The organism is Arcobacter sp. YIC-80, from assembly GCF_044841725.1.
Classification (GTDB): domain Bacteria; phylum Campylobacterota; class Campylobacteria; order Campylobacterales; family Arcobacteraceae; genus Arcobacter_B.
Map to the genome: position 1 here is coordinate 18,521 of NZ_JBJBSI010000009.1, position 15,664 is coordinate 34,184.

At 30.5% G+C, this 15,664-nt stretch carries 16 protein-coding genes; 2 read left to right on the plus strand and 14 right to left on the minus strand.

The window, feature by feature from the left end; genetic code table 11:
- Positions 1-9: 9 nt before the first annotated feature.
- Together ACH5BK_RS11715 and ACH5BK_RS11720 are read left to right on the plus strand one after the other, a co-directional pair.
- Complete coding sequence (locus ACH5BK_RS11715; RefSeq protein WP_404307613.1) at positions 10-252, plus strand: septum formation initiator family protein; 243 nt, start codon at positions 10-12, stop codon at positions 250-252.
- Complete coding sequence (locus tag ACH5BK_RS11720; RefSeq protein ID WP_404307615.1) at positions 249-1,007, plus strand: AMIN domain-containing protein; 759 nt, start codon at positions 249-251, stop codon at positions 1,005-1,007. Before ACH5BK_RS11715 ends, ACH5BK_RS11720 begins: the two co-directional genes overlap by 4 nt.
- On the opposite strand, the gene ACH5BK_RS11725 is transcribed toward ACH5BK_RS11720, so the two are convergent.
- The 14 genes from ACH5BK_RS11725 to nuoH all read right to left on the minus strand — a co-directional run bounded on the left by ACH5BK_RS11725 (position 972) and on the right by nuoH (position 15,664).
- The gene (locus ACH5BK_RS11725) at positions 972-2,132 is read right to left on the minus strand and encodes a cation:proton antiporter (protein WP_404307617.1); all 1,161 of its coding nucleotides are present in this window, start codon (positions 2,130-2,132) and stop codon (positions 972-974) included. The two genes, ACH5BK_RS11720 and ACH5BK_RS11725, sit on opposite strands and share 36 nt — an antisense overlap.
- Before the next feature lie 23 nt (positions 2,133-2,155).
- Complete coding sequence (locus ACH5BK_RS11730; RefSeq protein WP_404307619.1) at positions 2,156-3,037, minus strand: biotin synthase; 882 nt, start codon at positions 3,035-3,037, stop codon at positions 2,156-2,158.
- Complete coding sequence (locus ACH5BK_RS11735) at positions 3,021-3,539, minus strand: metallophosphoesterase family protein (protein WP_404307621.1); 519 nt, start codon at positions 3,537-3,539, stop codon at positions 3,021-3,023. Before ACH5BK_RS11735 ends, ACH5BK_RS11730 begins: the two co-directional genes overlap by 17 nt.
- Positions 3,539-5,911: a type I DNA topoisomerase gene (gene topA / locus ACH5BK_RS11740; protein ID WP_404307623.1), complete on the minus strand. Its 2,373-nt coding sequence runs from the start codon at positions 5,909-5,911 to the stop codon at positions 3,539-3,541. Before topA ends, ACH5BK_RS11735 begins: the two co-directional genes overlap by 1 nt.
- Before the next feature lie 60 nt (positions 5,912-5,971).
- Positions 5,972-6,751: a UDP-N-acetylmuramate dehydrogenase gene (locus ACH5BK_RS11745; RefSeq protein WP_404307625.1), complete on the minus strand. Its 780-nt coding sequence runs from the start codon at positions 6,749-6,751 to the stop codon at positions 5,972-5,974.
- Between the two features lie 11 nt (positions 6,752-6,762).
- A complete protein-coding gene (locus tag ACH5BK_RS11750; protein ID WP_404307755.1) occupies positions 6,763-7,629 on the minus strand; it encodes a menaquinone biosynthesis family protein in 867 nt (288 codons plus the stop codon).
- Between the two features lie 64 nt (positions 7,630-7,693).
- Positions 7,694-8,179 (minus strand): transglycosylase SLT domain-containing protein, encoded by a 486-nt coding sequence (locus tag ACH5BK_RS11755; protein ID WP_404307627.1) that lies wholly within the window; start codon positions 8,177-8,179, stop codon positions 7,694-7,696.
- A gap of 53 nt (positions 8,180-8,232) precedes the next feature.
- Entirely contained in the window at positions 8,233-9,735 is a 1,503-nt protein-coding gene (nuoN, locus tag ACH5BK_RS11760) for an NADH-quinone oxidoreductase subunit NuoN (protein WP_404307629.1), read from the minus strand.
- Positions 9,736-11,262 (minus strand): NADH-quinone oxidoreductase subunit M, encoded by a 1,527-nt coding sequence (locus tag ACH5BK_RS11765; protein WP_404307631.1) that lies wholly within the window; start codon positions 11,260-11,262, stop codon positions 9,736-9,738.
- Positions 11,263-11,274: 12 nt separating this feature from the next.
- On the minus strand, positions 11,275-13,137 hold the full coding sequence (nuoL, locus tag ACH5BK_RS11770; protein WP_404307633.1) for an NADH-quinone oxidoreductase subunit L: 1,863 nt from the start codon (positions 13,135-13,137) through the stop codon (positions 11,275-11,277).
- A 2-nt stretch (positions 13,138-13,139) separates the two neighbouring features.
- Positions 13,140-13,439, minus strand: coding sequence for an NADH-quinone oxidoreductase subunit NuoK (gene nuoK, locus ACH5BK_RS11775; RefSeq protein WP_254576583.1), 300 nt, complete (start codon positions 13,437-13,439; stop codon positions 13,140-13,142).
- A complete protein-coding gene (locus ACH5BK_RS11780; protein WP_404307635.1) occupies positions 13,436-14,032 on the minus strand; it encodes an NADH-quinone oxidoreductase subunit J in 597 nt (198 codons plus the stop codon). Before ACH5BK_RS11780 ends, nuoK begins: the two co-directional genes overlap by 4 nt.
- Positions 14,033-14,041: 9 nt before the next feature.
- Positions 14,042-14,662 (minus strand): NADH-quinone oxidoreductase subunit NuoI, encoded by a 621-nt coding sequence (gene nuoI / locus ACH5BK_RS11785; RefSeq protein ID WP_404307637.1) that lies wholly within the window; start codon positions 14,660-14,662, stop codon positions 14,042-14,044.
- Positions 14,663-14,671: 9 nt separating this feature from the next.
- Complete coding sequence (nuoH, locus tag ACH5BK_RS11790) at positions 14,672-15,664, minus strand: NADH-quinone oxidoreductase subunit NuoH (protein ID WP_404307639.1); 993 nt, start codon at positions 15,662-15,664, stop codon at positions 14,672-14,674.

The following is a 15,664-nucleotide window of genomic DNA, read 5'->3' on the forward strand; positions in this document are numbered from 1 at the left end:
ATTTAGCTTATGAAAAAAAAGCAACGTGGTATTAAAAAATTTATTGTAATTGTATTTATTTCAACAATAATTACAATCTTTTTAAGCTATCATGTTGCAAATATTCTTTTTGGGGATAACTCTTTAAAAGTTTATAACTCTTTAAAACATAAAAGAGATTATCTTCAAAATGAAATAAAAAGATTGCAAAGAGAAAACGCATATTTACAAAAAGAGTATTTTGAATTAAAAAACTTGGAGCCAGAACAATGAAAACTATATCTTTATTTACATCAGCGCTTATTTTAGCTGTAAGCTTAGAAGCAAGGGAAAATCCTTTTGATACAACTGCTGCTTATGAAGAAGAAGCTGCTAGAATTATTGAACTAAATGAAGAGAGCTTATACAATCCTAGTGAGGAAGATTATGCTCAAAGAATGCAAGAAAAACTTGCAGTTGAAGGTGAAAATAAAAATATAGTTGAGAAACAAGTAAATATTACAGCTCCTGAAAAAAAAGAAATGCCTAAAAAAGAGACTAAATATTCAAAAGATGAAGTAGAAAAGCTTATTAAAAAAGCTCAAAAACAAACAGAATATAAAACAAAAAAGCTTATAGAAAAAAAACTTGAGCAAACAAAAGTAATTGAACCAAAACAAGTAGTATTTGTAAAACCAAGAGCTGATGTAGAAGCAGTTGAAGAAACTTTTAAAGAAATTAAGATTCTTCCATTTTTAAAACTGCAATATTCTGATGAAGAACTAAATATTCATACAGATTACAAAGTATCAAAAAAATTTAGCATTAAAAAAGAAAATAAACTTATTATTGATTACAAAGCAAATGTTAATTTTTATACAAAAAGAGAAGACCTAAACTCAAAAAACTTTAAAAAAGTTGCAGTTGGAAATCATAAAAAAGATGGATTCTTTAGAGTTGTTATAGAACTAAATAAAGCTCCATCATCTTATAAAGTAGATTACAAAAACAATCTAATTACGATCTTTAATAGTGATGAAATGAGATAAAACTCTTATTAATACCATCACTATTAATACTTCTAAGATAGCTGCTAAAATAAACGCATAATAATACTCTTGATCAATTGAATGATTGTTGTAAGCTAAAGTTGTTACGGCAATTAAAAGAGTAATTGGCATAGAATGAGAAAGTCCTATCATAAAAAATTTATTCCATCCCATTTCTTTTATAAAAAGCATTGAAGCTATAAATCTAATACCTACCATAGCAGCCACGATTAATAATGCTTTTACTAATAATCCATCTTGTAATACAGCTGTTAACTCAAAAGAAGCTCCAACAGAAATAAAGAAAATTGGAACTAACCATCCAAAACCAAAATGCTCTAATTTATGTGAAAGTTGTTTATTATGCTTTTCAAAAAAAGTTGTAATAAAAGTACCTGCGATAAATGCCCCAAAAGCAACTTTTAAATGTAATGCCATCATTACAGCAATCATTAAAAAGAAGATTGTCATGGAAACTCTTATATCTTGTTCTTGATGATCCTGTTCTGGCATTAAATAAGCTTTTATCTCAGGAAACCACCAGATAAGATTATGAAAAAGTTTATAAATAAATAGCATAGAAACTAAGAAAGCTACAAATAAAAACATTGTTCTATAGAATTCAAAGTTAATACCAAACTCTAAAGCTGCTGAAACTGTTGTAAGTGCAAAAATAGATACAATCTCACCTATAAGACCCACTACAATAGATAATCTAATCCATTCTACATCACCATACTCTTTTTTTAAAGCTGCTAATAATCCTATTGAGATTAAAGGTAAAATAACAATAAATATATTACCTAAATCTAAATATACAGATATCAAAGTAGATAAAGAGAAAAGTATGACATTATAAATAAGGGATTTTTTCAAGATGGTTGGTGAAATATTCACAAGTCTTTTTAAATCTACTTCTAATCCTGCTAAAAACATTAGATATAAAAACCCAAGTTTAGAAGCTAAATCCAAGATAGCATGATCAGAAATAAATGCAAAATAAGAAGCAATTGCTCCAAGCATAATCTCTACTGTAACAGTAGGTAATTTTAAAAGTTTACCTATTAAAGGTGAAGAAAAAATAATCAATGATATTGTTATAATTATTAAAATTTCTTCACTCATTAATCTATACCTTTATTTCTAAATTATTTTTCGTTTGGCATTTTAACTACGTGTTTAGCAATTTTAAAACCTAAGGCTTCTAATGCTGCAACATCATCTTTAGGTGTTTTACCAGTAGTTGTTAAATAATCTCCAATAACAAAAGCATTTGCTCCTCTATTGAAAATTTCATATTGTTGCTCACCAAACATAAGCTCTCTTCCACCAGCTACCATTATTTTATGTGCATTTGGAATCATTTCTCTTGCTAATTCAATTAATTCAAAAGCTTGTTCTCTTGAGATTGAATTCTCTACAAGAGGTAAAGCTTCATTTGGATGGAAAAAGTTTAAAGGTACATTCATTGGATCTAATGAAGCAATAGATTTTAACATAGAAATTCTATCTTCTTGTGTTTCTCCCATACCAAAAATTCCACCACATACAAGTTGTAAACCTGCTTCTTTTACATTTAAACAAGTTTGGTATCTCTCTTCCCAAGAGTGTGTTGTACAAATTTCTGGGTAATACTCTTTTGAAGCTTCTAAATTGTGATTATAGTTATCAACACCAGCTGCTTTTAATTTTTTTAATTGTTCAACAGTTGCTGTTCCATTACAGGCAATAAGTCTAAGTCCTAAATTCTCAGCTTTTATAGCTTTTGCAACTTTAGCAATATATTCAGTCTTTTTATCAGTAAGCCCTAAACCAGCAGTTACTAAACAAAACCCTACAGCTCCATTTTCTCTTGCTCTTTTTGCTTCTTCAATGATTTGTTCTTGAGTTTTCATTTTATATCGTTGAATATCTGCTTTATATCTTACACTTTGTGTACAAAATTTACAGTCCTCATTACAAGTACCGCTTTCTACATTACAAATTGCACATAAAAAAATCTCATCAGTTACTTTAAATTTTTCGCTCATATTTATACTCTTCTTTCTTAAATAATTGTTCGTTTATATTTTTAAAATAGTATGAGATTATATACTCATTTTCATTAATTTCTAAAAAGACACACTCAATAAGTGGTTTTTCCCTTGCACAAACCTCACCTGGGTTTACGAAAAGTGTCTTATTTTTATAGTCATGTTCAAATATATGAGTATGTCCAAAAATCACTACATCAGCATCAGGAGTTAAATGATAAGGTAAATGCATAAGTTTAAATTTTATATCTTTTATTTTAAAATAGTATGGTTCTTGCTTGATTTTATATTTATTTGAGAAAGGAATAAGCCCCATATCGTTATTTCCAAAAACACTTACATAAATAAGTCCTGACTCTTCTAAAAGTTTAAGATTTTCTTCCATACATAAATCTCCTGCATGGATTAAATACTCACTTCCTTTTTCTTTAAGAAGGTCTATGACCTCCTTTGTATAGCCAACTTGATGGTGGCTATCTGATAAAATTCCTATTTTCATTAGCTTTTTGAAGAGCTTTTCTTAGTTGTAGTTTTTTTAGTAGTAGTCTTTTTTGCTGTGGTTTTCTTTGCTGTTGTACTTTTTTTAGCTGGTGCTTTTTTAGCTGTAGTTTTTGATTTTGGATCTTTAGCAATTATTTCTTGACACTCTTCTAATGTTAAATCCTCAGCTACTTTTCCTTTTGGGATTTTAAAGTTTTTTCTACCTTGTTTAATATATGCCCCATATCTTCCATTTAAAATTTGGATTTTATCTTCTGCAAACTCTTTTATAGTAGCTTTTGCTTTTGCTTCATCAAGTTCTTTTATAACCTCTTTAGCTCTTGCTTCTTCAATAGTATAAGGATCATCAGTTTTTAGTGAATAATATTTACTTTTTACTTGTAAATATGGACCAAATCTTCCAATATTTGCTTTTATATCTTCCCCATCTTCTGTTTGTCCAACAACTCTTGGTAAAGTAAATAAAAATAGCGCTTCTTCAAGTGTAATTGTATCCATATTTAAATGATCAGGAATTGCAACAAACTTTGGTTTTTCTTCATCATCTTTAGTACCAATTTGAACAAAAGGCCCATATCTTCCAACTCTAGCACTAATTGGTTTACCTGATTTTGGATCTGTTCCTATTTCTCTTACTTGAAGATAATCTTCTTTATTAACACTCTCTTCTTTTTCAACAATTGTTTTTTTGAAATTTCCATAAAAGTCAGTCATTACTTGTTCCCAAGCTATTTTACCCTCTGCAATTTCATCAAACTCTTCTTCTATTTTAGCTGTAAACCCTAAGTCAACAATATCTGAGAAGTGATCATTTAAAAATGAGTTTACAATTTCTCCTGTAGGAGTAGGTGCAAGTTTTTTATCTTCTGTTTTTACAACATACTCTCTTTGTTGTATTGTTGAAATTGTTGGAGCATAAGTTGATGGTCTTCCTATTCCTTCACTCTCTAACTTTTTAACTAGTGAAGCTTCTGTATATCTTGCAGGTGGCTTTGTGAATAACTGTTCTAAATCTAATTTATCAAGTTCTAAAACTGTTCCTTTTTTAATCGTTGGAAGAATTTTTTCACTACTATCAAGTGCTGCTTCTGGATTATCACTACCTTCTGTATAAGCTTTCATAAATCCAGGGAAAACTATTCTTTGTCCCTTTGTTTGAAACTCATATTCTCCATCTTTTCCAGCTTGAATTTTATAAGTAGTATTTGCAATTTGAGCAGGTGCCATTTGTGTAGCAAGCGTTCTTTTCCAAATAAGACTATATAGTTTATATTGTGAAGCTTCAACATAAGCTTTTATATCACTTGGTTTAAGTGCTAAATTTACAGGTCTGATAGCTTCGTGAGCTTCTTGTGCTCCCTTTGCCTTTGATTTATATACTCTTGGTTTACTTAATGAAAACTCTTTCCCATATTCTGCTTCAATTACTTCTTTAGCTGCACTAGTTGCTACTTTAGAAAGGTTTAATGAGTCTGTTCTCATATAAGTGATTAAACCACCTGTATGTCCAGGTATATTCCCAACATTTCCTTCATAAAGTTGTTGAGCAATAATCATAGTTTGTTTTACAGAATATCCAAGTTTTCTACTTGCTTCTTGTTGTAAAGTAGATGTTGTAAAAGGAGCGGCCGGATTTCTTTTTGAATCTTTTTCTTCAATATCAACTAATGTAAAAGAAGCTTGTTTAACTGATGCTTCAACAACTTTTGCTTCTTGCTCATTTCTTACTTTAATATTAGAACCATTATGTTTAGCTAATTCTGCTTTTAATTCTGGATTTATAAAATTAGATTTGATTTTCCAGTACTCTTCTGGTTTAAATTCTCTAATTTCATTTTCTCTATCTACAATTATTTTAACTGCAACAGATTGAACTCTACCTGCACTTAAACCATATCTTACTTTTTTCCACAGTAATGGCGATAATTCATAACCAACAGCTCTATCAAGTATTCTTCTTGCTTGTTGTGCATCAACTAGATTTTGGTCAACATCCCTTGGGTTTTCTAAAGCTTTAATGATTGCATCTTTTGTAATTTCGTGAAAAACAATTCTTTTTATAGGGTTTTTTTCAATTTTAAGTGCGGGGATTAAATGCCATGCAATAGCTTCTCCCTCTCTATCCTCATCGGCTGCTAGGTAGATAGTTGTATCTTTTGTGATTTCTTTTTTTAAATCACTTATTACTTTTTTCTTATCAGTTGATACTAAATACTTTGGCTTAAAATTATCTTCTGGATCAAATCCTAATTTTGATTTAGGTAAATCTCTTACATGACCCATTGAAGCCATAACTTTAAAATCTTTTCCTAAAAATTTTGATATTGTCTTTGCTTTGGCTGGAGACTCCACTATTACTAAATTCTTCACTAAAAAAACCTCATTTCACTTTTAAAATCGGAGCATTCTAACATAAATTAATTAATATTACTAATAAACAATTATCTCTTTTTGAATATCTATATTAAACTGCTCTTTTATTTTTTTTTGGGCTAACTCAATCATATAACTAGCCTCTTCGTATGTTCCACCACCATAATTTACTAAAAAGTTAGCGTGTTCTTGGGAAAATCCCATTGCGCCTTTTTTAAAACCTTTTAGCCCAACTGCTTCTATTAACCTTCCTGCAAAATCATCTTTTGGATTCTTGAAGCAAGAACCTGCACTTGGTAATTGGGGTTGATTATCTCTCATTTTTTTAAATTTCTCGGCCATTTGCTTAGAATAGCCATGTTCTATATTAAATACTACTTCATAAACTATTGTATCTATTTTTGTATTTCTATAAGAGTATTCTATATTCTCTTTTTTAATATAACCTTTATTTGTCTTGATTGAATGAATATAATTGAAAATTTCCCACTGTTTTAATCCAGCATTCATTTTAACAAGACCTCCAAGGTTACCAGGAAGTTTTCCTAAAAATTCTAAATTTGCTAAATTATTTCTCTTTGCATAAGATAAAAGCTTTCCAGATTTTGTAGCACAACCTACATATAAAAGATTATCTTTTTGCTCAATATAATCAAAAGCTTCACCTAAAACTGCAAATTTTGGTGGATTATTTGAAATTAATACATTATTAGCTCGCCCTAAGATTTGATAATCTTTATATTCGCCTATTTCATTGATTACTAAAACCTCACAAGTAGGTCCTATATGTAAAGAAGAGTATTTACTAAAATCTATTTGTTTAAAATAATTTTCCACTTTTACCTTTACTATCTTGCTCTTAACTCTTCATAATCATCAGGAATTAGATAATCCTTTGCTTTTATAAAATTTTCATAAAAACCGTGTTTATATCCTAGTTCATATAACTTATCTAAAGCTTTATATTGTACTTCACTTAGTTGCACAGAATTATCATTTGCATATAAATCTAAATAATTATCTAGTGTATCAGCATCAACTCTAATAAGACCTTTTTCAAGTAACATTGGAGCTAATACTTTTCTATTTTTATTTGCCACATCAACTGCTTTGATTAAAGTTTTTTCATAGTCAATTGCATTATGTAAAGGAAGTGATCTTCTTAAACACATTCCACCAAGTGGTAAAGGTAAATCTCCTCCACTTAATTCAACCCAAACATCCCACATCTCTTTTTCTACTTCTAAGGCTTCATCATAAGTTAAAATCGATTCATGGATTAAAACACCAGCATCAACTTCTCCATCAATAACAGCTTTTTCAATATCTAAGAAGTTCATATATGTGATTCTAGCATCTGGGTATGCTATTTTAAATAAAAGTGCATTAGTTGTAAACTCTCCACTAAGTGCTACTTTAAAATTTCTTTTAAGTTTAGTACCCTTTCTTTTCATAAGTTTAGGTCCATACCCCTCACCAAAAGAAACAGCAGTTTTTAATAAAGCATAATCATTTTTCACAAATGGATATAAAGCAAAAGAAATAGCACAAATATCATATTGACCTTTTAATGTAGCTTGATTTAATGTCTCAATATCATCTGCAATATTTTCAAAAACTGCATCTTTTGGTGTAACCCAACCAAACTTTATTGCATAATACATAAAAATATCATCAGCATCTGGTGAATGTGCAACGGTAATCTTTTTCAAAATTTTTCCTTGTGATTAATTAATTGGATTTTAGCAAGTATTGCTTTATCTTTTGGTTATAGCAAGTTCAAAGTTTATATTCTAGTTTTAATTTTTTTATAATTTCAAAAATACTATTTGCATATTTAAAACCTGTTTTTCCTTTATATCTCCATCCTGTATTATAAGATGCCCAGGTTTTTGCCCAATTATTTTTATGAACTTTTTTCCAGTATTCTAGTTCTATAATTGCATTTGCAGTAGCAAAAGAGACATCATTTATTAACTTTTTTGAATATAACATTCTATTTGCTTTTGTATCTTTTACATTTTGTCTTGAGAGAACTGTTTTTATATTTGCTTGAAAAAGTCCATAATCATTTGTTTTATCATTTACTACATATTTACCTATATTAGACTCTTTTATAGCTATTGCCATCAAAGAATATCCAAGCATTTTATCAGTACTAAGTGATTTTATTTTTTTAAGAATAATTAAATCTTTAGAATCAAGATTTAAACTATTTGAAAAAAGTAAGGTAGAAAAAAATAGTAAATAAAAAAAAACTTTCATAAAATGATTTTACTATATTACTAGCCATTTAAAAATTAAATGGCTAGTTTATACTAAAATCCTGCACTTGAAACGTAGTAAGATATTACGTCTAAAAGTGGTTGAACATAGAAGATTGAAGTAATAGCTAAAAACACTGCAAAACCAACAACTGATTTCATTGGAGTTGAAGCATTTTGCATAAATCTAGTATTAGCACCCTCTTCTGGGTCTCTTAGGAACATATAAGAAATTGGTCTTAAGTAATAATATGCTGCAATAGCTGAGTTTAATACAATAATAACTGCTAATGCAATTTCACCTGCATTTACTGCACTTGAAACAAGGTACATTTTCCCCCAAAATAATGCAAATGGTGGAAGTCCTGTAAGTGCAAATAAAAACAATCCCAAAATAGATGCTGTAAAAGGTGAAATTTGTGCAAGTCCTGAGAACTTTTTAAATGTATATGGAGAATTATAATCCTTATACTCTTTACCTCTATTAAGCCATAACATACCAAAAGCACCAAAGTTAGTCACTGTAAATAATACCCAGTATAAAAATAAAGCATTTGTTGCTTGGTGTGTTCCAATTAAAACAGCAGCCATAGCCATACCTGCATTTGAAACAGAAGAATAAGCTAACATTCTTTTAATATCTGTTTGCTGTAAAGCTATTAAGTTTGGAATAGTCATTGTTAAAATTACAGTGATATATAACATAAAGTGAACAATTGTATCTCCACTATGAACAAATACATCAAAAAATCTAAGAGCAACTACAAATCCAGCCATTTTTGGAATAACTGACATAAATCCTGCTAAAGCAGATGTTGAACCTGAATAAACATCTGGAACCCAAGTATGGAATGGGAATAATGAAAGTTTAAACCCAAGTGCTGCAAACATAAATACAAATCCAACTAAAACCATAATATAGTTAGAAAAGTTATCAGCTGATAAATAGTTTTGTTCACTTAATACTTGTGAAATTTGAGCTAATTCTAACGAACCTGTTATTGCATAGAATATCATAGAACCAAAAACAAAGAAAGCAGCAGCTAAAGCACCCATTGTGAAGTACTTAATTGCTGCTTCTATAGATACCATTCTATTATGCATAGCAATCATTGTATATAAAGCTAATGAGGCTGTTTCAAGTCCAACAAAAATTAAGATTAATGAATCAGAACTTACCATAAACTGGAATCCAGCAACCATAAATAAATATAAGGCAAAATACTCAGCATGTCTAAAATCTTGGAACCTTAACTTTGAAAGACCTAAGAAAATAAATAGAATTGAACCACCAATAATAATACATTGAGATAATATCGCAATACCATCAAGAAGCATTATGTCAAATAGTCCTCTCTCTTCCCCTGTAAAAGCCAATAAAGTAAATAAATCAAATACTAAGAATAAAATTACAAGCATTACATATAATGACTTGTGTTTATTTTTATTAAATAAGTCAGTTAATAAAATACTAATTGCACCAATAATAGCTATAACCATAGGTGCTAAAGTACCTAGGTTTAAACTCTCTAAACTAATTGAAATAGGCTCTAGCATCTATTTAACCTCCCCTATTGTATTTAAAGCTTTTAGCTTTTCTTTCGTATCTTCATTTACTGCTTTTACTTGCATAACTTGTGTTAAATGATTTACTGATGTGTTAAGTGGATCAAGTACTACTTTTGGATAAACACCTAAAGCGATAATTAAAGCAACTAAAGCTCCAAGTGCTACTAATTCTCTTCCAAAAATATCTTTTAAAGATTTATTTTTAGGATTAAGTAATTCTCCAAAGAATGTTCTTTTATACATTGATAACATATAAATCGCACTTAATACAATAGTTAAAGAAGCAATAAATGTTAAGATTGGAGAAGCTTTAAAGAATCCAAGTAAAGCTAAAAACTCACCAACAAAACCAGCTGTTAAAGGAAGCCCAACAGAACCCATTAAAACTACCGCATATACAAGTGCAAACATTGGCATATTATGAGCTAATCCACCAAACTCTTTAATCATCTTAGTTTTTCTTCTATCATATAAAACACCCACACACATAAACAGTGCTCCTGAAACAATTGCATGTCCAAGCATTAGGTAAACAGCACCTGTAATACCCTCAGTATTTAAGGCAAATACACCTAAAGTAATAACACCCATGTGAGATACAGACGAGTATGCAATCATCTGCTTCATATCTTCTTGGGCATAAGCAAGCATTGCTGTATATATAATAGCTATAATAGCTAGTGCTGCCATAAACCACATAAAGTAAACTGCTGCATCAGGGAATAATGGAAGAGAGAATCTAATAAATCCATAAGTCTCCATTTTTAATAAAACTGCGGCAAGGATAATAGATCCAATTGTTGGTGCTTCTCCATGAGCTAATGGAAGCCATGTATGAAATGGAATCATAGGAACTTTTACTGCAAATCCAAAGAAGAATGCAATAAATAACCATAATTGTACATCAAATGGTAAAATAGCCCCATACCAATCAAGTAAGTTGAAGCTCCAAACTCCAGTTGCTTCGTGGTAAATATATCCAAAATATAACATACCTACAAGCATGATTAATGAACCTATAAATGTATATAAGAAAAACTTCATAGCAGCATAGAATCTTCTCTCTGCTCCCCAAAATCCAATGATATAGAACATTGGAATAAGTGTTAATTCCCAGAATACATAGAACATGATAACATCAAGAGCAACAAAAACACCAACCATTGTCATTTCTAAATAAAGCATTGTAATGATTAGATTTTTAATATTTCTTTTTTCAGTTAAACCTATAACAGCAATCATTGTCATAAATGTAATCATAATAATTAAGAATAATGATACACCATCAACACCAGCTACATAACCTATACCCATAGAAGAGATTATTGGTAAATTTTGAACAAACTGCATTCCTGCCATACTTGGATCAAAGTGATACCATAAAAGTAAAGCTAAAACAAACTCAACAACAGTTACAACTACACCATATTGTCTCATTGAATCTTTATGAATTAAAAATCCAACTGTTGCAGCTGCTGCTGGGAAGAATATCAGCATCGATAAAATATTTTCCATTTACATAACCCCTTATATTACCGCTAAAACTAAGGCAAATACAAGACCCATAATAAGTCCTGTAACCATTAGTCTTAATGATGTTGATAAATTACCTGATTGAATAGGTCTGATTTTTGAACCTGTTTTATAAATAAATTGAGCAATACCGTCAATAGTATTATCAATCACTTTAATTTCAATCACTTTAAAGAACCATACTGACATTGCATAATATGGTTTAGAAATACACTTGTCATAAAATTGTGGAATATAGTATTGATTACTTAATAATTTATAGAAAGCATTATTTTCCCATTCTTTATTAAAGCCATCACCTTTATAATATTTCACATAAGCAACTGCAATACCACCAATAGCAATAGCAGATGTTACAAGAATTAAAATCCATACTGTTGAGCTTTGAGTATTTGAAGCTTCCCATGTTGGAAGAATTTTTGTTACAAAATCAATAAATCCATGCTCAAACCACCCAGCAATCACTGCTAATACTGCAAGTGGTAACATTGCAGCTATTACAAAACCTTTTGCTTCATGTGGATGGAATTGTTCATCACTATAGTTTTGTTTTCCAAAGAATATTTTAAACACAAGTCTAAATGAATAAAATGCTGTTAAACCAGCAGTTATCCATAATGTAGCCCATAAAATATAAGCATCTGCATTAAATGCTGCTTCTAAAATCTTATCTTTTGAGAAGAACCCTGCTAGTGGGAAAATACCAGCAAGAGCAAGTGAAGCTACAAACATGATAATTGAAGTTGCTTTCATTTTTTCATGTAATCCACCCATCTTTCTAATATCTAATTCATCATCCATTGCGTGCATTACGTTACCAGCACCTAAGAATAATACTGATTTAAAGAATGCATGAGTTGCTAAGTGGAATAGTGCTACCCAGTAAGCACCAAGACCAGCTGCTACGAACATATATCCTAATTGAGATAAAGTTGAATATGCAATAATTCTTTTCATATCATTGTTTACTAAAGCCATAGTTGCCGCAAAAATCGCAACAAATGCACCTAAACAAGCAATACCATATCCAACCTCTGGAATTAAAGCATATAATTCATTTGATCTTACTACTAAATAAACACCAGCTGTTACCATAGTTGCTGCGTGAATAAGTGCTGAAACAGGAGTTGGTCCTTCCATTGCATCGGCAAGCCATGTATGTAATGGGAACTGAGCTGATTTACCCATAGCACCTACAAATAATAAAATACCAATCCATGTAAGTGTTGAAGTCTCTAAAGTTGAAACATTAGCAAATACTACATCATATTGTAAGCTTCCTAAATTCCAATAAATTAAGAACATCCCAAGTAATAAACCTAAATCTCCTACTCTATTCATAATAAAGGCTTCATTTGCTGCCCATGAAGCTGATTCTTTGTGATACCAAAATCCAATTAATAGCCATGAACAAACACCAACACCTTCCCATCCAATAAATAAAACTGCAAAGTTATCAGACATAACAAGCACTAACATTGAGAATACAAAAGCTGATAGGTAAGAGAAGTATCTATTAAACCCTTTATCATGCTCCATATATCCAATCGAGTGAACGTGAACCATAGTAGATACAACAGTTACAACTGTCATCATTACAACTGATACATGATCAACTACAAACCCAAAAGGAATATTTAAACTTCCTGTAACAATCCAATCAAATAAAATTACATTTAATGTCTCATCTGTAGTGTAAACATATTGTAAAAGATTTATAGAAGCTATCATAGAAACAGCTAACATAAATGATGTAAACCACCCTGTAAAGGCATTTTTTGGCTGCATTGAAAATAATGCGGCTACAAGTGAACCAACTAGTGGGGCAAAAAGTGCTATATATATAAATTTTTCCATTATTACCCCTTCATCCCTTGAATATCATCTAAGTTAATAGAACCAGTTCTTTTGTACCAAAGAATTAATAAACCAAGACCAATAGCAACTTCAGCAGCAGCAACTGCAATAATAAAGAATGCAAACATTTGACCTGATAAATCCCCATGGAATTTAGATATTGCTGCAAGTCCTACATTTACAGCATTTAACATAATTTCTGTTGAGAAAAAAAGCATTAAAACATTTTTTCTTCTAATTACTCCAATCAGTCCTATACAAAATAGAAGTGTTGAAAGTATCAAATAGGCATTAAGTGTCATTTTGCCTCCTTAGATTCTTTTTGAGCCTCTGCTTTAGCTTCTGCTGCGATATGTGCATCAATTTCTTCTTCATGCATTTCTGAATAAGATTCATTCATTTTTTTATTAGCAAGTACAATTCCACCAATCATTGCTACAAGTAACATAATACCTGCAACTTCAAATGGAACTAAGTATTTAGTAAATAAAACTAAACCAACATCAGCTGAATTTCCATACTCTGGATGAATTGGATAATTTGCTTGAACATTTTCTCCAATTACTGGTGCTATAAATACAACTACAACAATTAAAGCTACCATTCCTGATAATAAAAATACTAATCTTGGGTTATTTACTTTTTCTTTTACTACTGATAATGAGTCAAAGAACATCATACCAAAGGCATAAAGTGCCATAACTGCACCTGTATAAACTACAATTTGTACTGCTCCTAAAAAGTCTGCACCTAGTAAAAAGAAAAATGCAGAAATAAAAATCATTCCTGCTGCCATTGCACTTAGTGCATATAAGGCATTATTTGTAAGTACTGTTATTAGGAACATTCCTACTGTTAGTACTGAAAAGACTATAAAAGCTACTATTTCAAACATTCATGCTCCTTAGTATGATAATGGAGTTTTCTTGATTTTTTCATCAGCATCAGGAGATACTGAACCAAAACCTGCAAACTCTGTTTGTTGATTTAATTGATCAAATGGTGTTAAAATATCCTCTTTTAATGAGAAATGTGCTCTTTGCTCTGAAGAGTTTTCATATCTTCCTCCATGAACGATAGCCAGTTCAGGACAAACTTCCGCACAATAACCACAGAAAATACATCTCCCCATATTAATAGTATATTCGTTAACTGCTTTTCTTGAATTTTCATCTATTTTAGTTTCCATTCTAATACAATTAGCAATACAAATCTTTTCACATAAACCACAACCAATACATCTTTCACTACCTGATTCTAATAAAACTAATAATTTATGTACGGCTCTGTATCTAGGACCAATAGGTAACTTTTCAGCTGGATATTGAACAGTTGCCATTTCACCTTTAAAAAGTGCTCCTGTCATCATCTTCCAAGTAATCTTCAAACCTGTAAAAAGTTCCCCTTTTACAGATCTTGTAAGTACTTGTTTAAAAGATTCCCATTCCGTTTTTGGATAATTATCTTCTTGAACTGTTACGTAATCTTCTGATATATTTCTATTTTTAAACTCTTTAAAACTCATAATTACCCCTTATATCATCATCACTAAACCAGTAACTAAAATATTTAGTACTGCAAGTGGCATTAATATTTTCCAACATAACCACATTAACTGATCAGGTCTAATATGCGGCCATGAAGCTCTTGTCCATAGGAACACGAAGATTAATAACATTACTTTTAATACAATTGCTAATCCTCCAGGGATAAACCATAATGGCTCAAATCCACCTAAGAAAACAAGTGCAATAATAAATGAAATTGTAAATAATGCAGCATACTCACCAATAAAGAACATACCCCATCTAAGACCTGAATACTCTGTTGCATAACCTGCAACTAATTCAGCTTCATGCTCAAGAAGGTCAAAAGGTGTTCTATTTGTTTCTGCAAATCCTGCAATTACAAATAAAATAAAGGCTACTGGTTGATACCATACAATCCAATTTGAAACTCCACCTGCTTGATAGTTATTTATATCAATTAAAGATAAAGAACCTACCATCATAATAGGAGCTAAAAGTGCAAGTCCTGATACGATTTCATAAGAAAGCATTTGAATTGCTGTTCTAGCTCCACCTATTAAGGCCCATTTATTAGCACTACTCATACCACCTAGAAGTGGTCCATAAAGTCCAATAGCACCAACAGACATTACAAATAAAACCCCTACATTTACATCTGAAATAATTGGTCTTACTGTATATCCAAAGATTTCAAATTCTGGGAAAAAAGGAACAGCTGACATAGCAATAAATGCTGTTGCTGCTGTAATAATTGGGGCTATCATAAAGATAGGTTTATTTGCATTTGCAGGTATAAAATCCTCTTTTGTAAATAGTTTAATACCATCTGCTGCAATTTGTAAAAGACCATAAGGCCCTACATTTGTAGGTCCTAATCTTCTTTGCATAAATGCTAAAACTTTTCTTTCAATATACGTAGTAAATCCAGCTAATGCTGAGAATACTAAGATTACTGTGAAAACTTTTACAATTGTTTCTATAATAATTCCAGTTTCCAT